Origin of the sequence: Pantoea sp. SORGH_AS_0659, assembly GCF_031453915.1 — a bacterium.
GTDB lineage: Bacteria > Pseudomonadota > Gammaproteobacteria > Enterobacterales > Enterobacteriaceae > Pantoea > Pantoea leporis.
The window spans coordinates 747218-773690 of sequence record NZ_JAVJAK010000003.1 but is presented as its reverse complement, the minus strand read 5'-3'; the positions used below and the strand labels follow the sequence as shown (position 1 = coordinate 773690).

21 protein-coding genes and 1 riboswitch are annotated in these 26473 nt (G+C 57.4%); of the genes, 10 read left to right on the top strand and 11 right to left on the bottom strand.

Annotated elements, in window-relative coordinates; all coding sequences use genetic code 11:
• On the bottom strand, positions 1-1514 hold a 1514-nt coding region (locus Q3H59_RS24670; protein ID WP_309837871.1), incomplete at its 3' end, for an efflux RND transporter permease subunit.
• Entirely contained in the window at positions 1514-2602 is a 1089-nt protein-coding gene (locus Q3H59_RS24665) for an efflux RND transporter periplasmic adaptor subunit (protein ID WP_309837869.1), read from the bottom strand. The genes Q3H59_RS24670 and Q3H59_RS24665, both read right to left, overlap by 1 nt.
• Before the next feature lie 506 nt (positions 2603-3108).
• Here Q3H59_RS24665 and Q3H59_RS24660 point away from each other — a divergent pair.
• Entirely contained in the window at positions 3109-5808 is a 2700-nt protein-coding gene (locus Q3H59_RS24660) for a cation-transporting P-type ATPase (protein ID WP_309837866.1), read from the top strand.
• Positions 5809-5844: 36 nt separating this feature from the next.
• On the opposite strand, the gene Q3H59_RS24655 is transcribed toward Q3H59_RS24660, so the two are convergent.
• The 4 genes from Q3H59_RS24655 to Q3H59_RS24640 all read right to left on the bottom strand — a co-directional run bounded on the left by Q3H59_RS24655 (position 5845) and on the right by Q3H59_RS24640 (position 12018).
• Entirely contained in the window at positions 5845-8910 is a 3066-nt protein-coding gene (locus Q3H59_RS24655; RefSeq protein ID WP_309837864.1) for an efflux RND transporter permease subunit, read from the bottom strand.
• Positions 8907-10052, bottom strand: coding sequence for an efflux RND transporter periplasmic adaptor subunit (locus Q3H59_RS24650; protein WP_309837862.1), 1146 nt, complete (start codon positions 10050-10052; stop codon positions 8907-8909). The genes Q3H59_RS24655 and Q3H59_RS24650 overlap by 4 nt, the downstream gene beginning before the upstream one ends.
• 89 nt (positions 10053-10141) lie before the next feature.
• A complete protein-coding gene (locus Q3H59_RS24645; RefSeq protein ID WP_192414543.1) occupies positions 10142-11326 on the bottom strand; it encodes a cell wall metabolism sensor histidine kinase WalK in 1185 nt (394 codons plus the stop codon).
• The gene (locus Q3H59_RS24640; protein ID WP_101761262.1) at positions 11323-12018 is read right to left on the bottom strand and encodes a response regulator transcription factor; all 696 of its coding nucleotides are present in this window, start codon (positions 12016-12018) and stop codon (positions 11323-11325) included. Before Q3H59_RS24640 ends, Q3H59_RS24645 begins: the two co-directional genes overlap by 4 nt.
• Before the next feature lie 124 nt (positions 12019-12142).
• Between Q3H59_RS24640 and Q3H59_RS24635 the strand changes: the two genes are divergently transcribed.
• A complete protein-coding gene (locus Q3H59_RS24635; protein ID WP_110867129.1) occupies positions 12143-12928 on the top strand; it encodes a MipA/OmpV family protein in 786 nt (261 codons plus the stop codon).
• Positions 12929-13002: 74 nt separating this feature from the next.
• On the opposite strand, the gene Q3H59_RS24630 is transcribed toward Q3H59_RS24635, so the two are convergent.
• The 3 genes from Q3H59_RS24630 to Q3H59_RS24620 all read right to left on the bottom strand — a co-directional run bounded on the left by Q3H59_RS24630 (position 13003) and on the right by Q3H59_RS24620 (position 14392).
• On the bottom strand, positions 13003-13230 hold the full coding sequence (locus tag Q3H59_RS24630) for a YgdI/YgdR family lipoprotein (protein ID WP_101761264.1): 228 nt from the start codon (positions 13228-13230) through the stop codon (positions 13003-13005).
• A 27-nt stretch (positions 13231-13257) separates the two neighbouring features.
• On the bottom strand, positions 13258-13491 hold the full coding sequence (locus Q3H59_RS24625) for a YgdI/YgdR family lipoprotein (RefSeq protein ID WP_007885913.1): 234 nt from the start codon (positions 13489-13491) through the stop codon (positions 13258-13260).
• 130 nt (positions 13492-13621) lie between these two features.
• Positions 13622-14392 carry a GntR family transcriptional regulator gene (locus Q3H59_RS24620; RefSeq protein ID WP_309837858.1) on the bottom strand — a complete coding sequence of 257 codons (771 nt, stop codon included), beginning with the start codon at positions 14390-14392 and terminating at the stop codon, positions 13622-13624.
• 79 nt (positions 14393-14471) lie between these two features.
• Here Q3H59_RS24620 and Q3H59_RS24615 point away from each other — a divergent pair, with 79 nt between their 5' ends.
• From Q3H59_RS24615 to Q3H59_RS24590, 6 genes are read left to right on the top strand one after another with little or no spacing between them, the layout of a single operon-like run.
• Positions 14472-15752 carry a M20/M25/M40 family metallo-hydrolase gene (locus Q3H59_RS24615; protein WP_309837856.1) on the top strand — a complete coding sequence of 427 codons (1281 nt, stop codon included), beginning with the start codon at positions 14472-14474 and terminating at the stop codon, positions 15750-15752.
• A gap of 20 nt (positions 15753-15772) precedes the next feature.
• Entirely contained in the window at positions 15773-17371 is a 1599-nt protein-coding gene (locus Q3H59_RS24610) for an ABC transporter substrate-binding protein (RefSeq protein ID WP_309837854.1), read from the top strand.
• A 9-nt stretch (positions 17372-17380) separates the two neighbouring features.
• A complete protein-coding gene (locus Q3H59_RS24605; protein WP_271460252.1) occupies positions 17381-18328 on the top strand; it encodes an ABC transporter permease in 948 nt (315 codons plus the stop codon).
• Positions 18321-19148 (top strand): ABC transporter permease, encoded by an 828-nt coding sequence (locus Q3H59_RS24600; protein WP_280172999.1) that lies wholly within the window; start codon positions 18321-18323, stop codon positions 19146-19148. The genes Q3H59_RS24605 and Q3H59_RS24600 overlap by 8 nt, the downstream gene beginning before the upstream one ends.
• Positions 19148-20785, top strand: coding sequence for an ABC transporter ATP-binding protein (locus tag Q3H59_RS24595; protein ID WP_309837852.1), 1638 nt, complete (start codon positions 19148-19150; stop codon positions 20783-20785). The genes Q3H59_RS24600 and Q3H59_RS24595 overlap by 1 nt, the downstream gene beginning before the upstream one ends.
• A 10-nt stretch (positions 20786-20795) precedes the next feature.
• Positions 20796-22022: a M20/M25/M40 family metallo-hydrolase gene (locus Q3H59_RS24590; protein ID WP_309837850.1), complete on the top strand. Its 1227-nt coding sequence runs from the start codon at positions 20796-20798 to the stop codon at positions 22020-22022.
• Between the two features lie 177 nt (positions 22023-22199).
• Here Q3H59_RS24590 and Q3H59_RS24585 read toward each other — a convergent pair whose 3' ends face one another.
• A complete protein-coding gene (locus tag Q3H59_RS24585; RefSeq protein ID WP_309837848.1) occupies positions 22200-22889 on the bottom strand; it encodes an NYN domain-containing protein in 690 nt (229 codons plus the stop codon).
• A gap of 336 nt (positions 22890-23225) precedes the next feature.
• The gene (locus Q3H59_RS24580) at positions 23226-23492 is read right to left on the bottom strand and encodes a DksA/TraR family C4-type zinc finger protein (RefSeq protein ID WP_008110643.1); all 267 of its coding nucleotides are present in this window, start codon (positions 23490-23492) and stop codon (positions 23226-23228) included.
• A gap of 123 nt (positions 23493-23615) precedes the next feature.
• A riboswitch (TPP riboswitch) is annotated at positions 23616-23743 on the top strand.
• A gap of 101 nt (positions 23744-23844) precedes the next feature.
• On the opposite strand from Q3H59_RS24580, the gene Q3H59_RS24575 reads away from it, so the two are divergent.
• Together Q3H59_RS24575 and Q3H59_RS24570 are read left to right on the top strand one after the other, a co-directional pair.
• The gene (locus tag Q3H59_RS24575) at positions 23845-24927 is read left to right on the top strand and encodes a long-chain fatty acid--CoA ligase (RefSeq protein WP_309837846.1); all 1083 of its coding nucleotides are present in this window, start codon (positions 23845-23847) and stop codon (positions 24925-24927) included.
• Positions 24924-26372, top strand: coding sequence for an acyl-CoA reductase (locus tag Q3H59_RS24570; protein ID WP_309837844.1), 1449 nt, complete (start codon positions 24924-24926; stop codon positions 26370-26372). Before Q3H59_RS24575 ends, Q3H59_RS24570 begins: the two co-directional genes overlap by 4 nt.
• Positions 26373-26473 lie beyond the last annotated feature (101 nt).

Here is a 26473-nt window from a genome sequence, read left to right as displayed (position 1 = left end):
TGATACGGCTGCGTGGTCTCTTTGCTGATCGCCTGGCGACCATCCATCCACTGCACGAACACCGGCGTCAGCGTCAGCGCGGTAATCCAGCTGAGCAGCAGAGAAATCAGCAGCACCTGGAACAGCGATTTACAGTATTCGCCGGTGGAATCCTGCGATAAACCAATTGGCGCGAAGGCGATGATGGCGATCACCGTGGCGCCGAGCAGCGGCAGCGCGCTGCGTTTCACCATCTGCATCATCGTCTGTTGCAACGGCTTGCCGCGCTGGCGATCGACCTTGATGCCTTCCACCACCACGATCGCGTTATCCACCAGCATGCTGAGGGAAATAATCAGCGCACCCAGCGACACGCGCTGTAGCTCAAGCTTAAACAGATACATGATCAGCAGCGTGCCCAGCACATTGAGCGCCAGCGAGGCGGCGATCACCATACCGCTGCGGACGCCCATAAACAGCAGCAACGTGCCCACCACAATCGCCAGCGCCATCAGAAAGTTATTGATGAAACCATCCACCGACTGCTTCACTTCCTGCGCCTGGTTATAAAACACGTTCAGATTGATGCCGAGCGGTTTGACCTGCTGATGCTGCTGAATTTTGGCGCTTAACGCATCGCCGACATCAATCACGTTGACGCCAGGCGCAAAGGAGACGCCCATCGCCAGCGCGGCGTTGCCGTTGGCGTGATAGAGATTGCCCGGCCGTTCGGTAACGCCATAGCTGAGCGTGGCGATATCGCGCAGCAACACTTGCTGGCTGCTGCCGGGCGCAGAGATTGGCAGCGCACCGATCTCATCCAGTGAGTGAAACTCGCCGGTCGGATGGAAACGAATCGCTTCATTGCCGAGGCGAATCTGGCCCGCATCGGAGACGGCATTGACGCTGTTGAGCAAAGCGGCCACGCGCTGTGGCGTCACGCCCAGCACCGCCATCTTCTGGCTGGAGAGCGTGATATTCACCTGCTCCTGCTCAATACCGGCAATCGCCACTTTCGCCACGCCGGGCACCAGATTCAGCTCACGCCGCAATTGATCGGCGTAGGTGCGCAGCTCGCTGTTGGTGAAGTTCTCGCCGGAAAGGGTAAAGAAGTAGCCGTAGACATCACCAAAGTCGTCATTCACCAGCGGCGCGCTGACGCCGGGTGGAAACTGGCGCGTGGCATCGTCAACGCGGCGACGCAATTCATCCCACACCTGTGGCAAGTCGTCGGCGCGATAGTGGCTATGAATCGTAACGGTGATCTGCGACAAACCGTTGCTGGAGATCGAACTGACGTTGTCGAGCGACGGCAAGCGCTGCAAGGCGTTCTCCAGCGGCAGCGTGACTTCCTCTTCCACCTGCTGGGCCGACGCGCCGGGATAGTGCGTCACAATCACCGCCGATTTAATGGTGAAAAGCGGATCTTCCAGACGGCCAATGTTGAGCAGCGCAAAAATGCCGCCCACGCCCAGCAGCAGGATCACCAGCCAACTGCGAATCGGGTATTTGAGAAACGGTTCCAGCAGGCGCATCACAGACCTCGCTCGCGTGCCCACAGGCGCACCGCCTGACCATCACGCAGATCGCTGACGCCCGCGACCACAATGCGATCGCCCACTTGCAGGCCGGAGAGAATTTCGATGCCCTGCGCATTGAGTTTTCCCACCACCACCGGCTGCTGCTGAACGTTAAGCACATCACCTTCACCGCTGATCAGCCACACGTAAGGCTGATTCGGCAGGCTGTGATCCGGGTTAAACACCGCGTTGGGCGGCACGCGCAGTAGCGGCGTGCCGTCGGAAGTGGGCAGGTTATGCATCTGCACTTTCACCGTGCCGCTCAGTCCGCTGACCTGCGGTAAATCCGTCGGACGCGGCATCGTCAGCACTACTTGCCAGGTTAGCGTGGCAGCATCAGCTTCTGCGCGATGCTCTTTATATGCCGCGCGAAACGTGCGGCCCGGCAGCGCATTCAGACTGATCTCTGGCTGATAACTCACGTTTTGCACGTCAAGGCTGGTGAACAGGTTTTCCGGCACGCTGAAAATCACATCCAGTACATCGTTGCGGCTGATCACCGCCACCGTTTGTCCGGCGGTAACCACCTGATGATTTTGTGAGGCCACGCTGGTGACGATGCCGTCGAACGGTGCGCGCAAGGTGTGATAATCCAGCTCCTCTTTGGCGATGTTGAGCGCCACGGCGGCGGAGTCGCGGTTCGCCTTTTGCACATCCATGTCTGCCTGCGAAACCGCACTGCGCGTGGCCAGCGCACTGAAGCGCTGATACTGACGATCCGCCAGCTGGAATCTGTTCTGCTGATCGTTGACGCGCAGCTGCGCATCGGTATCGATCAGCCGGCCAATCACCTCGCCAGCCTTAACATGGCTGCCTTCACGCACCTGCAACTGCGCCAGCCGCCCGGTACGCTTAAACGCCAATTCGGTGTAATCGCCCGCCGAAATACGCGCTGGAAATACCCTGACTTTCTCTGTGGTATTTTCCGTCAGCGTTAGCGCTTTAATTACGCGCGGTGCGCTGAGTTCATCACCGCTTTTATTGTCACAACCGATCAAAACCAAACAAATTACAAGTGCACCCAGCACTGGCCAATTATTCATGCCCCTGCCTCAATAAGAATGAAAGGGCGGGAATATGCCATTGCCTGAAAGAGAGAATAATGACCCTCCGCAAAGTAAGGGTCATTAGGTGGAAACAATTATGTGCGTTTAAGGTTGGTTTAATTTAGCGATGTCTGGCGAAATCAATTATGCCACCATGCGCGAAACCACATGATAAGAGAGTAAGCCGATGGCGGTAGCTGATGATACCGCAATGATAATAAAGGAAATGATCATCGGTATTGTCAGGTTGTGTAATTTATTCATAATAATTCCCCCTATGATTAATACATTTCGAGATGAAACTAAAATTAATATGTGTCATGTGTCTTTCTATTTGCTTTTAAATAATAACATTACGCAATCAGTGCTATCACTATTAGCATCACACTTCTGAATCAGTAAAAACATGACCACGGTCAGTATGCTTCGGGAAAATATAATTAAAATGTGGTTTTTATTTTCGCACGCTTTTTTATTTTCAATTCAATGTCACGGGGTTAATTATGACCGTTATTCCTATTCAGCCAAAACGTCCGGAAGCATCCGCGCGTCCCTATTATCAGCAGGATAACGCCGCCGTATTTAAAGCCATCAACAGCTCACCCGCGGGGTTGAGCAGCACCGACGCACAGCAACGACTGGACGCCGACGGGCCGAACGTGCTGCCGCAAAAGGCGGAAAAATCACTGCTGATGCGTTTTCTGGCGCATTTCAAAGATGTACTGATCTACATCCTGCTGGCTGCGGCGGTGATCACCGCGGTGATGGGCCATTGGGTGGATACCTTTGTGATTCTCGGCGTGGCGGTGATCAACGCCCTGATCGGCTTCATTCAGGAAAGCAACGCCGAAAAGTCGTTGAAAAGCATCCAGAACATGATGTCGAGCGATGCCATGGTGCTGCGCGATGGCCAGCAGATCACCGTCGCTACACAGCATCTGGTGGTCGGCGATGTGGTAATGCTGCGTCCTGGCGATAAGATCCCGGCGGATTTGCGGCTGTTCGAGGTACATAACTTGCGCGTCGAAGAGGCGATTCTGACCGGCGAATCCACGGTGGTATCAAAGAACACCGTGGCACTTGAAGGTGAAAAAGGGCTCGGCGATCGCCTGAATCTGGCCTATTCCGGCACCACCGTCAGTTCAGGTACCGCGCTGGGCGTGGTGATTGCCACCGGCGGCGACACCGAGCTGGGTCACATCAATGCGATGATCTCCTCGATTGAAGAGGCGAAAACCCCGCTGCTGGTGCAGATCGACAAACTCGGAAAAGCCATTTTCGGCATCATCATGTTGATGATGGCGGCGCTGTTTGTGTTTGGTTATCTGCTGCGCGACATCGCAGTGACGGAGCTGCTGCTGTCGGTGATCAGCCTCGCGGTAGCAGCGGTGCCGGAGGGTTTACCGGCGATTATTTCGATCATTCTGTCGCTTGGCGTGCAGTCGATGGCACGCAATCACGCCATCATTCGCAAGCTGCCGACGGTTGAAACGCTCGGTGCGATGACGGTGATCTGCTCGGATAAAACCGGCACGCTGACCATGAACGAGATGACGGTGAAAGCGGTGGTGCTGGCGAACAGCCAATGGCGCATCAGCGGTAACAGCTATGAGCCTAAAGGTGAATTTACCCTTGAAGCGGGTCAGCAGAGCGATGCGCTGATGCAGGGCTTCCTGCAGGTGGTGGATATCTGTAACGAAAGCCAGCTGCGTCAGGATGCCAACGGCAACTGGGGCATTGTGGGTGGCCCAACCGAAGGGGCGCTGAAAGTGCTGGCCGCCAAGGCGGGCATTCACAATGACAAGGTGCAGATCCTGAGCAAGCTGCCGTTTGACTCGGCCTACAAATACATGGCGGTGAGCTGCCTGATTGATGGCAAACCGTGCCTGCTAATGACCGGCGCGCCCGATGTGTTGCTGTCGCTGTGTCAGCAGCAGCAGGGTGCTACCGATGCGGAAGTGATTGATCGCGAATATTGGGAAGCGGCGATCACCACCTACGCCAGCGAAGGGTTGCGCACGGTTGCCGCCGCGTGGCGTTGGCTGCCGGAAGCGCAGCACCACATCGAGCATGAGGATTTACGCAACGGCATGAAGATGCTGGGCCTGGCGTGCATGATGGATCCGCCGCGTCCGGAAGCCATCACCGCGATTCGCGACTGCCAGCAGGCAGGGATTCGCGTGAAGATGATCACCGGCGATCACCCGGAAACCGCGATGGCGATTGGCCAGATGCTGGGCATTGGTAACAGCGATTCTGCCATCACCGGTTACCAGCTAGAGCACATGGATGATGCCGAGTTGGGCGTGGCGGCGCGTGAATACGACATCTTTGCCCGTACCAGCCCCGAGCATAAGCTGCGTCTGGTGAAAGCGCTGGAGAGCAGCGGTGAAATCGTCGGCATGACCGGTGATGGCGTCAATGATGCGCCCGCGCTGAAGCAGGCCAACGTCGGCATCGCGATGGGCATCAAAGGCACCGAAGTGACCAAAGAGGCGGCGGATATGATCCTCGCCGACGACAACTTCGCCACCATCGCGGCGGCCGTGAAAGAGGGCCGACGCGTCTACGATAACCTGAAGAAAACCATTCTGTTTATCATGCCGACTAACCTCGCGCAGGGATTGCTGATCATCATTGCGATTCTGATGGGCAACCTGCTGCCGCTAACGCCGGTGCAGATTCTGTGGATGAACATGGCGACCTCAGCAACGCTGTCGTTTGGTCTGGCATTTGAACCGGCAGAGCGCAACATCATGCGCCGCCCGCCGCGTAACGCACGCAGCCCGGTGATGGACGCTTACGCCATCTGGCGCGTCATCTTCGTCGGCCTGCTGATTTCGATTAGCGCCTTTGTGCTGGAAGCCTGGCTCCAGCCGCGCGGCTACACGCCGGAGTTCATCCGCACCGTGCTGCTGCAGATGCTGGTCACCGCGCAGTGGGTTTACATGCTGAACTGCCGTAACAGCAACGGATTCTCGCTGGATGCCGGTTTGCTGAAAAACCGTGGCATCTGGCTGGTCACCGTGGTGCTTATCGCGCTGCAGGCGATGATTATCTATGTTCCCTTGATGAATACGCTGTTTGGCACCGCGCCATTGCCGTTCAAATACTGGCTAATTTCGCTGGCGGTGAGCGCCGGGATCTTTGTGCTGGTGGAGATAGAGAAGCGCCTGACACGCGGCTGGCGCCTGGCCCGTTAACGTAAGTTGGCTGGCGCAACGCCAGCCAACCCTTTTTCATTCAGCGGAAGACGCTGATTCACGCTGCATCACCAGACTGAGCGCAGCGGGCAATACCGTCAGCGTCATCAGCGTTCCCACCAGCAATCCGCCAATGATGGCGTAGGCCATCGGCCCCCAAAACACCTGATGCGAGATGGGAATCATGCCTAAAATCGCGGCGCAGGCGGTGAGAAGAATCGGGCGGGCACGATGCTCAGCCGCTTGGCTTACTGCATCATTGCGCGACATGCCAGCACGCAGATCGCTATCGGCTTCCATGATCAGGATCACCGCGTTGCGGATGATCATGCCAGCCAGCGCAATCATACCGAGCAGGGCGACAAATCCCATCGGCGTGCCGCTGGGCAGCATTGCCAGAACAATGCCAGGCAGTCCAAAAGGCGCCATCGCCAATGCCAGCAACATGCGCGATACGCGTTGCAGCTGCACCATCAGCAGTATCAGCATGACAAACAACGTCACCGGCAAAACGGCAAACACTGAGCCGTTACCTTTATCCGATTCGGCAACCGTGCCCTCTTCATCAAGGGTGTAACCCGGCGCTAATCCGGCACGCAGCTGCTGGACATCTGCGCTGAGCTGCGCGGATGTGGTCTCCGCTTGCATGCCCGCCGCTACATCAGTTTGTACCACCACATAGGGAAAACCCTGGCGACGCCACATCACCGGATCCTGCAATCCCCACTGCAGTGTCGCAACCTGGCCGATGGCAATCTTCGCGCCTGACGCCGTGGTCAGTTTCAGCGCAGCGAGGCTCGTTAAATCCAGCCGATCGGCATCGTTGGCGCGCAACAGCACATCAACCAGCCGGTTATGATCTCTCACGGTAGTCACGCTTTGACCGGACCACACGCGGTTCAGCAGCTGCGCGATATCCTGTGAAGAGACGCCAGCCGCGCGGGCTGCGGTTTGGTTCACCGCAAAGGTGATGACGCGTTCCGGCTCGCCCGCTGTCAGGTTTACGCTGCGCGTCGCGCGGGATTGCCCGAGGATGCTGGCCAGCTTTTCCGCATACTGTTTCACCCGCTCGTAGTGCGGCCCGCTGATGCGATAGCGGATCGGCCAGCCAACCGGCGGACCCAGTTCCAGCGGCGATACGCGCGTCACCACATCGCTGAAATCGCGTGCCAGCAGGCGATCGAGTTCAGCTTTCAACCGATCCCTCGCCGCCAGATTTTTGGCTACCACCACCAGCTGGGCGATGTTTTCATCATCGTTCAGCACGTCCATCGGCAGATAAAAACGCACGGCGCCGCTGCCGCTATAGGAGGAGAAATGGTCGATATTGGTGTTGCCGCTGAGTTTCGCTTCGAGCTGTTCTACCACGCTTAAGGTGCGCGCCTGCGAGGCGTTCGCCGGCAGCGTGAGGCTGACCAGCAGCTCCGGGCGATCGGATGCCGGGAAAAACTCGCCCTGCAGGTGGCTCATGCCCCAGATGGCGAGCAGCAGCGATGCGCCCGCCAGGCCGAGCGTCAAGCCCCGATGGCGTAACACCTGTGAAACCAGACGGCGATAGAGGCGCAGCAACCAACCGGGCTTAGCGTGCGGTTTACCTGGCCTTGATGACAGGATCCAGCTGCCGGTCAGCGGAGAGAACAGCACCGCAACGACCCATGAACTGAGCAGCGAGATCAGCACCACCACAAACAGCGAGTAGCAATACTCCCCCGCGCCGGACGCGGCGAAGCCGACGGGAATGAAACCGGCAATCATCACCAGCGTGCCGGTGAGCATCGGAAATGCGGTGGTTTCAAAGGCTACTGTAGCGGCGCGCCAGCGGGAATCACCGGCTTCGAGTCGGGCGACCATGGTCTCCACCGCGATCATCGCATCATCCACCAACAACCCCAACGCGATGATCAGCGCGCCAAGGGAAATGCGTTGCAGCCCAATGCCCGCCAGCATCATGCCGGTAAAGGTCATCGCCAGCACCAGAGGAATCGCCGCCGCCACAACTAAACCGGCACGCAGCCCGAGCGAGACGAAAGAGACGGCCAGCACGATAAAGATGGCTTCACCGAGCACCCGCACAAATCCGCTGACCGCGTCGTTGACCACCCGCGACTGATCCGCCACTTTCGTTACCTCAATTCCGTGCGGCAGTTGGCTGGCAATCAGCGACATTTTGTCCGTTAACGCGTGGCCAAAATCCAGCATATTGCCGGTCGGCGCCATGGAGATCGCCAGCCCAATCGCTGGCTTACCGTTGACGCGATAGAGCGGCGTTGGCGGTTCCGCCGCCACACGCGTCAGCGTGACGATATCGGTCAGGGGAATGTAGCGATCGTTGATGTGCAGCGTCACGGCGCGCAGGCTTTGTTCCGAGTTGAAGGCACCGCTGACGCGCAGCGCGATGTTATCGCTGTTGGTGCGAATGACGCCTGTGGGTGACAAGGCATTCTGCGCCTGCAAGGCATCGGTGACCTGTTGCAGGCTCAGGCCCATTCCCGCGAGCGTGCGCGGAGAGAAGCTCGCCACAATCTGCTCCTCCTGCACGCCGAGCAACGCAATTTTGCCGACATCCGGTACGCTCATCAGCCGATCGCGAATCGACTCAACGCGATCGCGCAGTTCACGTGTGCTGAATCCTTCAGCAGTAAAACCGTAAATCGTGCCAAAGGTATCGTCAAAATCATCATTGACCGCCGGTGCCGCAACGCCCGCAGGCAGCGCGGAGCTGACATCCTGCATTTTCTTGCGTACCTGATACCAGATATCCTGCACTTTGCCGGGCGGCGTGCTGTCGCGCAGATTGACAAAGATAACGGTTTTACCGGGATGCGTTTCGCTCTGCACGTAATCCAGATAGGGCACTTCCTGCAGCTTTTTCTCCAGCGGTTCAGTCAGCAGTTGCACCGTATCGTCGAGATCGGCACCGGGCCATTGCGCGGAGACCACGGCGGTTTTGATGGTAAAGGCGGGATCTTCGTTGCGCGGCAGCGCCTGATAGCTGAGCACGCCAGCGCTAAGGATCATCAGCATCAGAAAAGCCATCAGCTGTTGATGAGCCAGCGCCCAGGCGGAAAGGTTGAATTTATCGCGAGCGGAAGGTTCACTCATGGCTGCTCATCTCCCCGCGCAACCGCTTCGCCATCGCGCAGTGTGCTGACGCCTGCCGTGACCACGCTTTCGCCTGCCGTGAGACCACTGGCGATATAGACTTCGCTGGCGGTGAAGCGGGAAATCACCACCGTGCGGCGTGTGACCTTGCCGCGCTGCGTATCCAGCACAAACACCGCCGGTTTGTCTGCCATGCGCGTCAGCACGGATGCAGGAAGGATAAAGGTGCGGGGATCGCTCTCCGGTAGTGCCACGCTGACGCTGGCGCCCAACAGCATCGCTGGCGGTGGATCGTCTAGCGTTAATCGAACCCGCCAGGTCCGCGTTTGCGGGTCGGCCTGCGGGCTAATATCGCGCAGGTGCGCCTGCGCGACGATCGCCGGTGAAGAGAGCAGAGTTACGCGAAAGGCATCGCTGGGGAGTGAGGAAAATGCTGCCGGGAAAGGCACATCCAGAACCACATCCCGCCGCGCACCGCTTGCCAGTGCCATCACCGTTTGACCGGCGCTCACGACCTGTCCGGCAGAGGCGCTGACGGCGGTGATCACGCCGCTGAAAGGAGCCGTTAGCTGCGTCCAGCGCAGATTTTCCTGCGCGCTATTGAGTGCGGCTTCGCTGCTTTGCAGGTGCGCCGCAGCGGATTGCCAATCGGATTGCGCGCTGTCGAGCTGCGTCCGTGCAATCGCACCGGAAGGCATTAACTGTTTCATCCGATGTAGATTCAGCGCCGCAACGCGTTCAGCTGCCCGCGCGCTGTCGGTGTCCGCCATCGCGCTGCGTAACGCATTGGCGGTAGTGCTGCTCTCTAACGTTGCCAGCACCTGACCGGCGTCAACACGATCGCCCACTTCGGCAGGGCGCGTCAGAATCCGCCCATCCAGCCTGAAACCCAATGATGTTTCGTCGTGGGCATGAATATCGCCGGTCATCTGCACCTGTTGCCCTTGCAGGGCGGGCTTCACGGTGATGAATTTTACCGGTCGGGGAGGCGCGGGTGGTAAGGGATCGCGTGGCCCGCAGGCAGTCAGCGACAAGGCGATGGCCACCATGCAGGGCAACAATGGCAGCAACGTTATCAGGCGTTGTGCATCGATAAGATGGTCGGCGGCCTGTTTGACCAGGCCGGTGAAAGAGTCAGTCATGGCGCCACTCCGTACAAGGATTTGGCGCCATTAAAACGGCGAACTGTCGAGATTCGTTGTACGGCGAGTCAAGATCCTGTCAAGAGCGCTTAAAACGGTGCCGGACTGACGTCCGGCAGGAAAATCGCCAGGCTGAGGCCGCCCTCTTTGGGCAGTTTGGCGCTGATCCTGCCGCCGTGCGCCGCGCAGATGGCGCGGGCGATCGACAAGCCCAGCCCGCTGCCGCCTGAGTGGCGCGCGCGCGAGGATTCACCGCGCGTGAAACGTTCAAACATCTCGGGCAGAAACTCAGGCGCCACGCCGGGGCCATCATCCCTGAATTCGATGCTGCAACCTCCCGGCACTGCGCGGGCAATAATTTGCAACTGTCCCGCAGGCTTGCCATAGCGCAACGCATTTTCAATTAACACGCTAAACACCTGGCCCAGGCGGAAGGGATCGGCGCGGCAGGTGAGCGTGCTGTCTGCTGCCACGCTGATGATCATGCCGCTGGCTTCGGCTTGCGGTCGCACCCAGGCCACGCGCTCCCGCGCCAGTTCTCCGGGGTTGATCTCATGCAGATCCAACTTGAGTTGCCCGGCGTCGGCCAGCGACAGCAGGTGGAGCTCATCAATCAGTCGGCTCATGTGGCGCAGCTGTTTCATGATCATCTCCAGCTGCTGCGGTTCGGGCTGAAACACGCCATCCAGCAGACCTTGTAACCGACCAATGGCTGCCGTCAGCGGCGAACGGAGTTCGTGTGCCAGCGCCACGTGCGAGGCGCGCAGTTCACGATCGTAGAGCGCCAGCTGCTGGCTCATGCGATTAAAGTCGTGTGCGAAGTGCAACAGCTCCGCCGGCGCGCTTTTTACAATGGTGGCGGCGGAACCAAACTGCCCTTCGGATACCCGATCAGCGGTTTTTTTCAGGTGGCTAAACTGCAACGCCAGCGGGCGGGCGTTGCGCAGAACGGTGAAGGCAACAAACGGCGTAATGATGAAAATCAGGATGATCACCATCAGCCAGTCAGCGGCACCCACCGAAGGATCGGAGTAGCGCACGCCCCAGCGTTCATCAACGATCTCGTGGAAGCGTGGCAGATTGGTTTGCGGATGCGCACGCAGTGTCAGAAATTCCTGGCGCATCGCCGGCGGCATATGGTGGATGATCCACAGGTTTTGCAGCGCAAAGCGCAGGAACATAATGCCGGCGACGGCAATCACCGTGACGATGGCCAGCGTCAAAATACGCACGCAGATCCAGCGCCACAGCGTTTGAGGAGGTGACTTTTTCATGGCTGTCTGAACCTGTAACCCACGCCGCGCACGTTAAGTAATATCTCGGACAAACCGGCGTTTTCGAGCTTCTTACGCAGGTTGTAGACGTGGGTGTCGATCACCCTTTCCAGCGCCTCGCTTTCAGGCATACAGGTTTCGATCAGATAGTGACGGCTGAGTGCGCGCACCGGCGCTCGCATCAGGGTCACCAGCAGGGAAAATTCGGTTGGCGTGAGTTCAACGCGTGTTGGCTGTTGCTCTGGCTGCGCGACCATTGCAGTCATCGCGGCGGTATTAACCTCAAGCGCCTGCCAGCGCAGCACTTCATCCTCCGCAACGGCCGCCCGGCTGCGGCGCAGCACCGCCTGCACGCGCGCCACCACTTCGCCCGGATGATAGGGTTTCACGACGTAGTCATCCGCGCCTAAGCGCAGCGCGCCGATTCTGTCGGGCGTGTCGGTCATCGCGGTAATCATAATCACCGGCGTGTCCGCGCGGCGTCGCACGGCAGCCAGCACCTCGGTGCCGTTCATGCCGGGCAACATGATGTCGAGCAGAATGAGATCGGGTTTCCACTTCTCAACGCGCTCAAGTCCGCTATGCCCATCGCCGGCAATCTCCACGGCGTATCCTTCACGTAGCAGATAGGCTTCCAGCACGTCTGCCGCGTCTGCATCATCCTCAATAACCAATACTCGTCTGTTGTTCATGGCTCACCTTGACAGTTTCTTCATAAATCCCTGGCACGTTATTGACAATGTTTCGGGATACTCCAATCCGTGACGCAACGCCCGGGCAAGGGGCTAAAAACAGATGGGTAACTGAGGTGACACGATGATAACGAGAAAAAAGGCGCTGTACAGTGGCTGTTTGTTACTGGTCAGTATCAGTACCAGCAGCCGCGCTGATGACAGCGCAGCGCAGGATGGCGTGATGATTGGCGTGGGCGCGCAGACCACGCCGACATACAGCGGCGCAGATAAGCAACGCTGGCAAGCGGTGCCGATGTTGCAGGCCAGAAAAGGTGCCTTTTTCGTCGATTCGCAAAAGGGGGTCGGCTACGATCTGCAAAGCGACAGCGGCCTGTATCTGGAGCATTCGCTGGGATATGGCCTGGGCAGGGCAGACAAGGATTCCGACTGGCGCGACGGTTCTGACAAGCTGCGTGGCATGGGCACAATAAATGCCACGCTCAACACCGCTATTGCGGCCGGTTGGGCGGTCTCGCCGTGGCTGGTCCTCGAAGCGAAAGCCGTGCTGCCGCTGACAGACAGTCAGGGCGTGAATTATCGCACCTCGGTAACATTAATTCCGCTGCAAAGCCAGCAGGATAGCCTTTCCTTGCAGACGTCCGCGTTGTTTGGGGATGCGCGTTACATGCAAACCTGGTACGGCGTTAGTGCGCGTCAAAGCGTGAAAAGTGGCTATGCGACTTACTCACCGGCAGCGGGATTTTATGGGGTGGAAACCGACCTGACATGGAGTCATCAGTTTACCCAGCATTGGGGCGGCGCGTTAAGTGCGGGCTACACGTGGCTGGACGATCACGCGGCGGACAGTCCCATCGTGTTCAGGCAGAATCAGCTGACCGCAACAGCGGCGGTGACCTATACGTTTTAAGATTTGAATGGTGTTTAAGCCCGCACCGCTGTAAGGAAATCCACTACAGCGGGCGGCTTGAGTGAGAAAGATTATTAATGCGGAACTTCAGAGATCTCTTTCACGTCACTTTTATTGATTTGCTGCTTCACGCCATTGGCATCGACGTAACCCAGCAGGCCGGTTTCAGCATCCTGTGGTTTGCCATCGGTGACGATGGTGCGTCCATCATTGGTGTGGATAGCGTACGAGGTACGCGTACATCCGGTTAACGCGGACAGGGCAATAAGCGCAGTAATAGAAAGCAAAATTGATTTTTTCATTAGTCTCTCCAGGCTGTTAAAAGGATATTAATTATCCAGTTCGCTCATGTTGGTAATCTTGTCGCGATTGATCTGCTCAGTTTTACCGGTTTGCGCATCCTTGTAAGAAACAAGGCCCGTGTCACTGTCGATTTGCGGCTTACCAGACGTCACAATCGTGCGTCCGTCGGTGGTCTTAATCGCCTGATTTGAAGAGCAAGCGGTCAATGTCATTGCCATAAAAGTGCCAAGAAATGCCGTTGCCAGTACTGTTTTTTTCATCGTGATGAGTTCCTTTCAGTGGAATAAGTTTTAACTACCTAAATAGCTTAGAACATTTTCCCGAAACAGCCAGAAACCCGGCGCATCTGCGCTGTTTAACCCGACTCAGATGGCGGTTCATGCCGCGCGCTTAGCGGATCTCATTCACATACATAAAGTGTTCAGTACTAAAACGGTGGTGCGCCAAAATTACCGGCAGGGCACTTTGATCAAATGAAACTTCATCAATCACCATCACGGCGTGCGGCAAACTCAGCTCCAGCAGCGCCGCATCCTCTTCATTCGCCAGCGTAGCGGTAATTTGTTCACGCACGGCGGCGACGCGCAGGTCGTAGCGCTCAAACAAATAGCGATAAAGCAGCGGCGGTAAATGATCGGCTGCTGGGAAATCGGCCAAACGCGCCGAAGGCAGCACCAGCGTTTCATGCATCGCGGCGATGCCCTTCACGCGACGCAAACGCTTCAGCCGGATCACTTCATCGCCCTGACCAATTTGCAGTTTTTCTGCTTCGTCGACGCTTGCATGACTCAGTTGATAATCCAGTAATCGGGTATCGGATTGCAGCAATCCGCCGGTTTTATCGTGCAGGCGAAAATACTGGAAAAAGTGGCTGAGATTGTGCAGCGGCGCCCAGCCGGTTACCACGGTGCCGGTTTTGCGGCGTCGCATCAGCATGCCTTCCGTGGTCAGCGCTGCCAGCGCTTTGCGCACTGTGCCCACCGACACACCAAACTTCGCCGCCAGGCTATTTTCACTCGGCAAAATCGTGCCTGCGGGCAGTTCACCTTGCAGGATCGATTCGCTGATATGGCGCTTGACCACTTCATACAGCGGCGCACCTTCACCTTCGCTGAGTCTGGCGAAAGGTTGAGCGTGGTTCGCGTCATAGTTTTTTTGCATGTTTCCGATTACCGATTGACCTCAGTCGTTGAATTGCATTATCTATAAACTATATAGAAATACAACAGACGATAATCCTATGACGCAAAATCCACGTTTTAACAACGCATTAGCGATGATTGCTCATGACGGCGCGCAAATGACGGATGACCTAAAACAGATGCTGGAGGTGGATACCTGCTTCCCGCCGGGCAACGGTTATGGCGCATTTGCTGACGTGATGACGCACTTGTTAGCACCGCTGGATTTTCACTTTGCGCGCGTCTCCGTGCCGGAACATTTATGGCAGGCACCGGACGGCAGCGCGTACGGTGAACGCGTCAATTTGCTGGCATCGCTTGATGCCGGTGCCGCTGAAAACTGCAATCTCTATTTCCATACCGATACCGTTCCCGCCGGCGATGGCTGGCGTTTTCCAGCGCTCACGCTGACCGCAGCGGAAGGCAAGCTGTTTGGGCGCGGCGCAGCAGACATGAAAGGCACCATTGTTGCCGCGATGGCGGCAGTGCGCGCGGCACAGGCGGCGGCCATCCCGCTGCGTTTTAATCCGGTATTTCTGCTGTGTAGCGATGAAGAGGGCGGCTTGTATCCCGGCATTCGTTATCTGGCGGAACAACAACTTTTCTCCGGTCACCTGCTCAGCTTCAACGGCGGCGCGGTGCCGCGCATCTGGGCCGGTTGCTTTGGCAGCATCGATCTCAAAGTGATTATCACCGGACGTTCGGCGCACTCCGGCGATCCGGTTAACGGCATTAATGCTATTGAAGCGGCGCTGCCAATGATGAACGCGCTATATCAGCTGAAGCTCGAGGTGGAACAACGCACCTCGGCGATGCCTTCTCCGCCGCACTATCACGGCAAACCGCTGACGTCACTGTTAACGCTGGCCGCTGCGCATGGCGGCAGCAAAGGATCAACCATTCCGGAACGGTTTGAGCTGCTGATTAACCGCCGCTACGCGCCGGAAGAGCGCTTTGACGCGGTGTGGCAGGAGCTGACGCACTGTGTGGAAAGTGCGATGCGCGACAGCCCCGCGCTCGACGTCACGCTGCAAATGATTGGCCATCTGGCGCCGGTCGCTAATCCGGACGGTCCGCACTGGCCGCGCTGGCAGGCGGCGCTGAGTCAGGGTTTTGGCTTCCAACCCAGCGAGTTCAAACCCTGGGGATCGTCCACCAGTTCCGATATGGGCTGGGTCCAGCAAGCCGGGATTCAGGAGATCTTACTCGGCGGCCTCGCCCGTCCTGACAACCGCATTCATGCCGCTGATGAGTACACCACGCTGGCAGATGTGATCGCACTTTCGCAGTCCATTCTGGCGTATCTCGCCGATGATTTTCAGCCAACCCAGGGTAATTAACTAATCACGAGGAAGAGAAGATGTGCGCAATGAAAGGGTTAAACCGCAGACAGTTTATCGCCAGTTCTACCGCTCTGACGGGCGCAGCGATGCTGCCCTGGTCGTTCTCGGCCCATGCCGCGCAGGTGGCGAGCGCCACGCCGGGCGGCACGGCGCGTAAAGGCGGTGTGCTGCGCATCAGCGTTGATCAAGCCGTCGGCGTGTTAAATCCACATCAGGTGCGCGTCAACCCGGAATATCTGGTGGCGGAACTGCTGTACAGCGGTTTAACGCGTCTGACGCAGGAGATGAAAGCCGAAGCCGATTTGGCGCAATCCTGGCAGGCCAGCGCCGATCTTAAACAGTGGACGTTTACCCTGCGCCCGAACCTGAAGTTCAGCGACGGTTCCGCGCTGACTTCCGCAGATGTGGTCGCCAGCCTGCAGGCGCTGCTCGATCCGAAAAATGCCTCACCAGCGCTGCATAACATTGGGCCGATTAACGCCGTCAGCGCGCCAGATACCAACACGGTTTTGATTGAAACCGATGCGCCTTACGCCGATTTGCCGGTGATGCTGGCTTATCCGGATGCGAAAATCATCCCCGCCAGTATCGCGCAAGGTCAGTATGACAAGCTGAGCAAAGCCTCGTTCGGCGCCGGTCCTTTCCAACTGGTCTCCTACGATCCAGAACGCAAAATTGTGGTGAAGCGCAATCCGCATTACTACGATCCGGCGCGTCCCTATCTGGATGGCGTAGAAGTGGTGGTCTATCCCGATGGCATCGCGGAGAGCTCCGCGCTGATCTCCGGTGACACCGATCTGATGCTCAGCGCGCAGTCGAGCGAGTTCGCGCGCCTGTCCAAATCTTCCGGCGTGCTGCCGCTGCGCGTGGCCTCCGGCCAGTTCCTCAATGTGAACATGGGCTGCGACCAAAAACCATTTAACGATGTTCGGGTACGTCAGGCGCTGGCACTGTGCGTTGATCGTCAGGCGTCGGTGGATTTCGTGGCGGATGGCCTGGGTTCACCGGGCAACGACACGCCGATTAACGGCGCGTATCCGTTCTTCGCCAACCTGGCGAAAAAAGCGGTGGATTACAGCAAAGCCAAAGCGCTGCTGGCGGAGGCCGGTTACCCCAACGGGATCGATTTAACACTTATCGCCTCCGACAAACCGGCCACCCGCACGCAGCTGGGCATTGCCCTGCGCGAGATGGCGAAACAGGGCGGTTTCCGCATCAACGTGCAGACCATGGCGCACAGCACCTATCTCGATCAGGTGTGGAAGAAGGGCAACTTCTACGTTGGCTTCTACAACATGCAGCCGACGCCAGACGCGGTGTTCTCGCTGCTCTACACCTCAACCGCATCGTGGAATGAAACGCACTGGAATAACGCGGAGTTTGATAAAGCGGTAAGTGCGGCGCGTGAAACCCGTGATGAAGCACAGCGCACCACGCTGTATGGCAAAGCGCAGCAGCTGATGCATGACGAAGTGCCATCGGTGATCCCGACCTTCTTCGATCTGCTCGCCGCCAGCCGCGATTATGTCGGCGGATATCATCTGCATCCGCGCGGTGCGGTATTCCGTCTTGACCATATCTGGTTAACCGACAAAGCGCCGAAGCGCGCAGCATAAGGAGCGAACGTGACAGCAAGTTATCTGCTCAAACGCCTTCTGCTGATGGTTTACACCTTGTTAGTGGTGTCGCTGCTGGTTTTTGGCATCACGCAACTGTTACCGGCCGATGCGGCTGTCACCTTGCTGGGACAAAACGCCACGCCGGAAGCGCTAGCGGCGGTGCGTGAACGTCTGGGGCTGGATGCCCCAGCATGGCAGCAATATTGGCATTGGCTGACGCAGGCGCTGCAGGGCAACTTTGGCGTATCGATGCGCAATGGCCTTGAAGTGGCGCCGACGCTGCTGACGGCATTATCACGCTCGCTGCTGCTGGCGGTGTGCGCCTTAATTCTGATGCTGATCATCGCGATTCCCCTCGGCATCTGGGCGGCGGTGCGCCGTGGCAAAACCGCCGATGTGTTGGTGAGTGTCATCTCCTATATCGGCATCTCCTTCCCGGAGTTCGTCACCGCCACGCTGGTGCTGCTGCTGTTTGCTGATGTCTGGCAGATTTTGCCCGCCACCGGCTATGTGCCGCTCAGTGAGAACTTCGTCAGCGGGATCCAGCACCTGATTCTACCTTCGGTGACCGTGGCGCTGATTCTGGTGGCGCACGTCTCGCGCATGGTGCGCTCAGAAATGGTCGATGTGTTGCATACCGATTACATCCGCGCCGCGTGGCTAAAGGGCTTATCGCGTCGCCGCATTCTCTGGCGACATGCGCTGCGCAACGGCTTGTTGCCGACCATCACCATTGTGGCGCTGGATGTTGGTTATCTGCTAGGCGGCATTGTGGTGGTGGAGGAGATCTTCGCCATTCCCGGCATTGGCCGCGAACTGATTGTCGCCGTGCAGGCGCGCGATCTGCCCACCATTCAGGCTGGCGTGATGATTCTCGCCGCGACCTATTCAGTGGTGAATTTCCTGGCTGATTTGGCCTATGTCACTCTCGATAAGCGGATCTCCTATGCCTGATATGTTGAAACGTTTGCTGCGTTCACCGCAGGGTGCCGCTGGCGTGCTGATTATCTTGCTGGCGCTGCTGATGGTGGTGGGCGGTGCGCACGTCGCGCCTTTTGATCCCGAATCGATCTCCATCCTGACGCGCTATAAGCCGCCCAGCGCGGAACACTGGTTTGGTACCGATCAGATGGGCCGCGACATCTTCAGCCGCGTGATGGTTGGCGCACGCTCAACCATTCTACTGTCGCTGCTGGCGACCGCGCTGGCGATGATAATCGGTTCGGTGCTTGGTACCGCCAGCGCCTATTTGGGCGGCAAATTTGATGAGTTCATGATGCGCACCATGGATGCGGTGATGGCGATTCCCAGCCTGCTGTTTGCGTTGCTGATTGTCAGCACGCTTGGGCAGAGCAGCATGAACGCGGTGCTGGCGATCACTATCGCCTTTGTGCCGGGCATGGTGCGCATCTCGCGCAGCGTGGCATTGGCCGCCCGCCAGCAGGATTACATCAACGCCGCCATCGCGCGCGGCGAAGCCGGGCACTACATCATTCTGCGAGAAATGCTGCCGAATATTCTGGCGCCGATCATCGTGGAAGCCACCATTCGCGTTGCCTTCGCCATCATGCTGTTTGCCACCCTGAGTTTTCTGGGGTTGGGCGCGCAGCCGCCAGAGCCAGAATGGGGATTGATGGTCTCTGAAGCGCGCGCTTACTTCTTTAATGCGCCGTGGATGATGATGATTCCGGGCCTCGCCATCGCATTGGTCGCCATTGGGTTTAATTTACTGGGTGACGGGCTGCGTGATGTGCTCAACCCAAGGAGCCACTGATGAGTGACAAGCTGACACCGGTGCTGTCGGTGGAAAATTACAGTCTCGATTACGCGTTAGCCAAAGGACATGCGCTACCGGTACTGCGTGACATCAACCTGCAGGTGATGCCCGGCGAAGTGTTGGGGCTGGTGGGCGAATCGGGTTCCGGCAAAACCACGCTCGGCTGGGCGATCATGCGCTGGCTGGCGGGCAATGCGCGCGAGCTGCAGGGCGATATTCGTCTCAACGGCGAGAGCCTGCTGACTTTATCCGCGGCCAAACTGACAGCGCTGCGCGGTGCCAAACTCGGCATGATTTTTCAGGATCCCAGCGCCTCGCTCAATCCCACGCTGACATTGGGTGAGCAGGTCACCGAAGTGTTACGCCGCCATCGCGGTTTATCGGCGCGTGAAGCGCAGGAGATGGGCGAATCGCTGCTGCACGACGTTGAACTTAAAAATCCGGCGCGCATGATGCGCCGCTATCCGCATCAGGTGTCGGGTGGCGAGAAGCAGCGCATCCTGATCGCCACCGCGTTTGCCTGTCAGCCGGACTGCATGATTTTTGATGAGCCAACCACCGCGCTGGATGTGATCAGCTCGGCGCAAATCCTCGATTTGTACGAGCGTTTGCGCGAAGAGACCGGCGTTGCGTCGCTCTACATCTCGCACGATCTGGCGTTGGTGGCCAAAGTGGCCAATCGCGTCTGTGTGCTGGAACAGGGACGCATTGTCGAACAGGCCGACACGCGCAGCCTGTTCAGCGCGCCGCAAAACGCCTATACGCGCAAGCTGATTGAGGCGGTACCCAATCCGCAGCACCGGCTGGTGCAGGACGCGCCCGGCAACCAACCGTTACTCGGCCTAAAGCAGTTGACCATCGATTACGGCAAACAAGGTCTTCTTGATCGTCTACTGAAGCGTGAAGCCAATACCACGCGCGCCGCCAATGCGGTTGCGCTCACCGTGCATCAGGGAGAAATTCTCGGCGTGGTTGGCGAATCGGGTTCCGGCAAATCCTCGCTCGGTAAAGCCATTACCGGCTTGGTGCCGTTCAGCGGCGAGCTCGACTTTTGTGGCTATGCGCTGCATGGCCGGGCGCAAATGGATAAAGAGTATCGCCGCCGCGTGCAGATGATTTTCCAGCATCCTGATGCTTCGCTGAATCCACGCATGACCATTGGCGAAATCATCGCACGGCCACTGCGGTTGTATGGTTTACCCGCAGGTGAAACCGAAGCGCAGGCGGTCGCGCGCCTGCTGCAGGAAGTGCGTTTGCCGGCGGAGTTTGCGCAGCGTTATCCGCATGCACTGTCCGGCGGGCAGAAGCAGCGCGTCGCAATCGCCCGTGCCTTTGCCAATCCGCCGGATTTGGTGATTTGTGACGAGATCACCGCCGCGCTCGACGTCTCGGTGCAGGCCACCATTATCGAGCTGCTGCTGGAACTGCGCCGCCGCTACGGCACCGCGTATCTATTTATTACCCACGATCTCAACCTGATTCGCCAAATCGCCCATCGTGTCGCCGTGATGTATCGCGGTGACGTGGTGGAAGTGCTGCCCGGCGACAACATGACGGCGCTGGCGCAACATCCTTATACTCGTGCACTGCTTGATGCGGTGCATATTCCCGACTTATCCAAGTCCGTTGCATGACGAGAGAAACATGAAGCCTGAACAGTTGATTCATCATATCGATCGCGATTTTTGCCTCTCATTCCTGGCGAAAATGGTGCAGCACAAAAGCTACAGCGCCACCGATGGCGAGCGTGAATTGGCGAAATACATGGCCGCGCAGATGGCGCAGCTGGGCCTGGAAACCGAACTGCAGAACGTGCCCGGCGACAGGCTGAATGCCATCGGACGATTGGCAGGCAGCGGCGGCGGCAATAGCCTGCTGTTCAACGGGCATCTGGATACCAATCCGGTCACCGAAGGCTGGACCGTCGATCCCTGGGAAGGAAAAATCGACGAACAGTTTATCTACGGTATTGGCGTTTCGAACATGAAAGCTGGCGATGCCGCCTATTTTTGCGCGTTGAAAACGCTGATTGATGCCGGTGTAAAGCTGAAAGGCGATGTGATTCTGACTTACGTGGTGGGCGAGTTGCAGGGCGGCATTGGTACGCTGGCGGCAATTGAGCAAGGTGTGCGCGCCGACTACTTCATCAATGCCGAACCCACCGATCTGCAAGCGCTGACCATGCACGCCGGTTCGCTGATGTTTACTATTGAGCTCACTGGCGATACGCGCCATCTGTCAAAACGGGAAGAAGCGGTGGATGCGATCAGCGCCGCCGTCGAGCTAATCCCGCAGATTAACGGCATGACCTTTAGCGGCGCGAAAACCGCTGAGCATCGCAAGATTAATCGTGGTCATATCGGTACCGTGCATGGCGCGTTAGGCCGCGATCTGGAAGAGTGGCGACCGCCGCAGGTGGCTGACTTTGTGCGCTTAAAAGGCTCGGCACGTTTCGCGCCAGGACAAACGGTGGAAGGTGTGCTCGCCGATCTGCAGGCGCTGCTGAATACCTTATGCCAACGCTATCCGGGCCTGAAAGCTGAACTTTATGATGATGGCATCCGCGATAAACCCACCATGTTACCGTTCGAAGTGTCACCGGAATCCGCCATCGTCAAAGCGGTGAATCGCGGCTGGAAAACCGTGCGCGGCACCGAACAGCCCACCGGCGTGATCACGCCTCCGGCGTTCTTCGGCACCGATGCGGCACATCTCTATCAGCATGCGGGCATGGAAGGGATCGTCTGTGGGCCAGGCGGCAAATACAACACCATGCCGGATGAGCGCGTAGAAATCAGTGAATTCCTCGACATGGTGCGCATCTATCTGCTGGCCATTCTGGAGATTTGCCAGCCGGTTGAGGCCGCGTAATGCAGGTTTAAGCGCTGATGAGAGCTGATAGGATTTAGCCTGACGCAGGACGTTGAACTGAATGATTTATCAGTAACCGTTCCCGCATTACGTTTCGATATGAAATAGGCTACGACGGAGAACATCGTGAGCTATGCCATTTACCGCGAGGCGCATTAAATGGCGTGGTTTTGATGCTTACCAATATTCGGGTTTAACCGCAGGTTTTTTACGCGTCGCAACCCGAACAGGAAACTGGCATGCATCAAGCTCTTCATTAGTGATTGTTTTGCGTATCCAGTGACTATGATTCTGCAGTGAACCCGGAACACCACGTACGTTGCCCTGGCGGTGCGGCAAAATGATCCCGATACGAATGTCGGGAAAATCTTCGCGAATCGCCTTAAGTGCTGGCGTCATGTCGGTGTCAGCCGATACTAACACCAGCTGCGCGATCCTCTCTTCTATTGGCAACTTCTGCTGTTTAGCAAACAAACGATACATGCTGATGGCAATATTCACGTCGGTTTCTTTCTCTTCCAGCTCCCAGATATCTACCTTATCCAGACGTGATGCGGGTACTTTTTTACTAATGAAACGCGGAGCCCGAGCGTGCTCAAGTCGATGACGTCCGGTGAAGATATTTATTCCGGTCGTTTTCAGCGCGCGAATATAAGTATCCTGAGCGTGTCGGGATTCAATACCGCGTGTGGCGAGGTGGGGAATAACCGAGGAGGTATAATAATTTATTGTTTCAATTATGGCAGTCGGATCCTGTACCCGGCATATATGCGACAGCAGCAATGACAAGTTGAGCCATTTATAAGGCGTACCTGCAAGGAGTCCATAAAATACATTGTATCCATCAATGAATATTGCAGTACGCACTCTTATCCTTCCTTAAGATACGAAAAAACCGGCCTGAGCCGGTTTTTTCACCCTAACGGCCAGCGAACTGAATCGCTGCGTACAGGGTTGAGTTGTGTGGCTAACTTATCAGCATTACTGGCTAAACTCAAGTTGCTCAAGGTGAAATCTAAGCCATAAAGTTTGTAAAATTAGGCTCTTCTTTCGGCTTCAGCAATAGTGCTGCAGTATTTAACTTTGAAAAATCAGGAGATATGCGAATGGTCTTGCTTCAGATTAATGGTAATTCTAATTAAAAGTAACGAGTGCAAATGAAATTTTAAAATATCCATTAACCTGAATTGCTAATTTAAATAACTATCTCAACTGACTATCCTTACTTCCGCGGCGGTTATAACCGCTGATCGCCGCCTGTTTTTTATCGATCTTGCTCTGGCAATTCACGCAGTAACGCACGCCAGCCAATGCTGCGCGACGCGCTTCCGGGATCGGTTCGCCGCACTCGTCGCAAAATTCAGCACTTTCACCGTGCCCAAGATTTTCACGAGCGCGTGCCACCGCATCATCTACCGTGGCATCAATTTGTTTGTGTACCGCACCATCTTCTGACCAACCGCCAGCCATACATCACCTCCGCAAATACTCATGCTCTGAGTATAAGACATGACGTGATTTGTGTCGGGCAGCTCAAATTTTCACGCGTATTTAACATGGTTGACACATCATCGCGCGCCATCCTAGACTGCGGCTTGTTCCAAGGGGTGCTCTGTTAAGGGGCTGAGATTCTACCGGCTGGCGTGTATGCGCGGGCAACGTAGTGACCCTCTGAACCTGATCCGGCTAATACCGGCGTAGGGATGCGGAACCGCAGGGCGATATCGCGCCCTGATTCCCTCTTTGTGCTTTGTAGCGGACAGTTCGCGCTCTTCAGGCGTTGCCTGAGAGTCTCTGCGCAATCGCAAAGGTGGCGACGCACATGAACGAAACACACATCATCCAGGCTCTGCTGACATTCCTGCAGCGCGAAGATAGCTCAGACGACGATTTCAACCAGCTGGCCCTCGAAATCTTCGCTTATCAGTTCGCACACAATTCCCCTTATCGCCGCTTCGCCACCCAGCGCGGACGCACGCCGCTGACGGTGAAAAACTGGCGCAACATTCCCGCCATCCCGATTAATGCCTTCAAAGATCTGACGCTCAGCTGCCGTCCCACCGACCAAATTGCCGAGATCTTTATGACCAGCGGCACCACCGGCACGGTAAAAGGGCGCAGTTACCATTCGACGCTGGAGGTGTGGAAAAAATCGATGCTGCTCAACTTCCGCCGTCGCTTTATGGCGGGCCGCGATCGCATCCGCATGGGCATTTTGTTCCCGGATACTGTAGCGATGCCGAACTCCTCGCTGGCGACCTATCTTAAATTGGCGCTGCAGGAGTGTGGCACGCCGGACAGTGAAGTGATGGTGGGCGAACATGGCCTCGAAACCAATCGTCTGTTCACTGCGCTGGAACAGGCCGAAGCGGGCGGCGAACCGTACGCGTTGCTGGGCGCCAGTTACAGCTTTGTGCCTCTGCTGGATAACATGCAGCGCCAAAAACGCCGCTTCGCGCTGCCAGCAGGTAGCCGCATTCTCGATACCGGCGGTTTCAAAGGCCAGTCGCGCGAGATGGGCGCGGAAGAATTCTACGCTTCGCTCTCTCATGCCTTCGGCATTCCGCGTTCCCACTGCATCAACATGTACGGCATGACGGAAATCAGCACGCAGTTTTACGACGCGGGCAATGAGCGCTGCCCGCCGGTGAAATCCGGGCCGCACTGGATCCGCACGCGCGTGGTCAATCCGCTTACCGGTGATGATGTGCCGGACGGCGAAGTTGGCGTGCTGGCGCATCACGATCTGGCGCATTTCAACTCGGTGTCCGCTTTGTTAACGGAAGATGCAGGCGTGAGGGTGCCCGGTGGATTCCATCTGCTGGGACGCGCGACCGGCGCTGATGCCAAAGGCTGTTCGCTGACCATGGAAGCGTTTCTCGCCAGCGCGCAGGCACAGTCGTGAAAGAAATTGCCGGACATCTGCCGGGCCTCTCCGCTGACGAAGTGCATTGGCACACGCTGAGTTTCAATCATCGTGGCGAAAGCCTCGAGGTTTGCGTTCCGCAACTTGATGACGCGCAGATAAAGGCGCTCGCAACGCGCATCCGCACCAACGCCCGCGCTTATCTCCAGCAGCTGAGCGTGGCGCAGATCATGGGCATCATTGATGAAGCGGTGGCGCGACTGCTCGATCGTCATCATCCACTGCGCATCAAGGCCGAAAAGCTGCTGCCCATCGTCACCGGTTACGATGCCGAGATGGTGCGGCTTGGCCTTACCGGCTATCTGAAAACCTTTCGTCAGCCGCAGCTGAAGCGCTTTCTGGCGGAGGATTTCGCCGATGCGCAGATGCTCGACGATTTCCAGCCGCGCCCCAAAGGCGGCTTTGCGCGCGCATTTGGCCCGCAATTGTTAATGCATATCTGGGCGGGCAACGTGCCGGGCTTGCCGCTGTGGAGTTTGATTTGCGGTCTGCTGGTTAAGGCGGGCACCATCGGTAAACTGCCAGGCAATGAGCCGCTGATGGCAAGCTGGTTCGCGCAGTTGCTGGCGGAGATCGATCCTAACCTGGGCGAATGTATCGCGGTGGTGTGGTGGAAAGGCGGCGATGCGCAAACCGAACTAACGTGGCTGCGTCAGCCCGATGCGCTGGTGGCTTATGGTGGAAATTCAACGCTGGCGGCGATCCAACAGCGTTTGCCGGTTACCACGCGCTTTCTGCCGCACGGCCATAAAATCAGCTTCGGAATGGTGGCGCGTTCGGCGCTGAATGTACGGCAAGGCGCGGAGCTGGCGCGTCGCGTGGCTTACGACGTGATGCGTTACGACCAAGCCGGTTGTTACTCGCCGCAAATGCTGTTTGTCGAGCGCGGCGGCAAGGTGTCGCCGGATGAGTTCGCCAGCTACATCGCCCATGAACTCGCCGCGCTGGCGCACAAACATCCGCGCCGTCCGCTGGCGAGCGAAGAGATCAACAGCATTGCCGCGTGGCGTAATGGCGAGGAGATTCGCGCGCTGGGCGGCGATCGTACGCTTTACGGCGAGGCGGCAGACGATTGGGCAGTGGTGAGCGTTGATCATGCGGAGCCTTTATCGCCGGCGGCATTGGGCCGTACGTTGAAAGTGGTGTGCGTGGATGCGCTGGAGGAAGTGGTCGATTTGGTGGCGCCGCAGCGGCATTTTCTGCAAACCGCAGGCGTGGCGGCCGCGCCGCAGGCGTTGTTCGGCATTTCGGCTCTGCTCGGGCAAGTGGGCGTTACGCGCATCGCGGCGTTCGGCAATATGACCTCGCCGGAAGCGGGCTGGCATCACGATGGACGTTTTAGTTTGCTCGATCTGGTGACCATCACGGAGATCGAGCAGGGCGCAGAAGCGACCGCCGAGCGTTACGCACCGTATGCGGAGTGACGCGGTAACAGATCGCACATACCGTAGCGGTGCAATTTATTGCGCATCAATCAGCTGCGCGCGATAAATCGCGCCGCTACAGATATTACGTGACCATATCA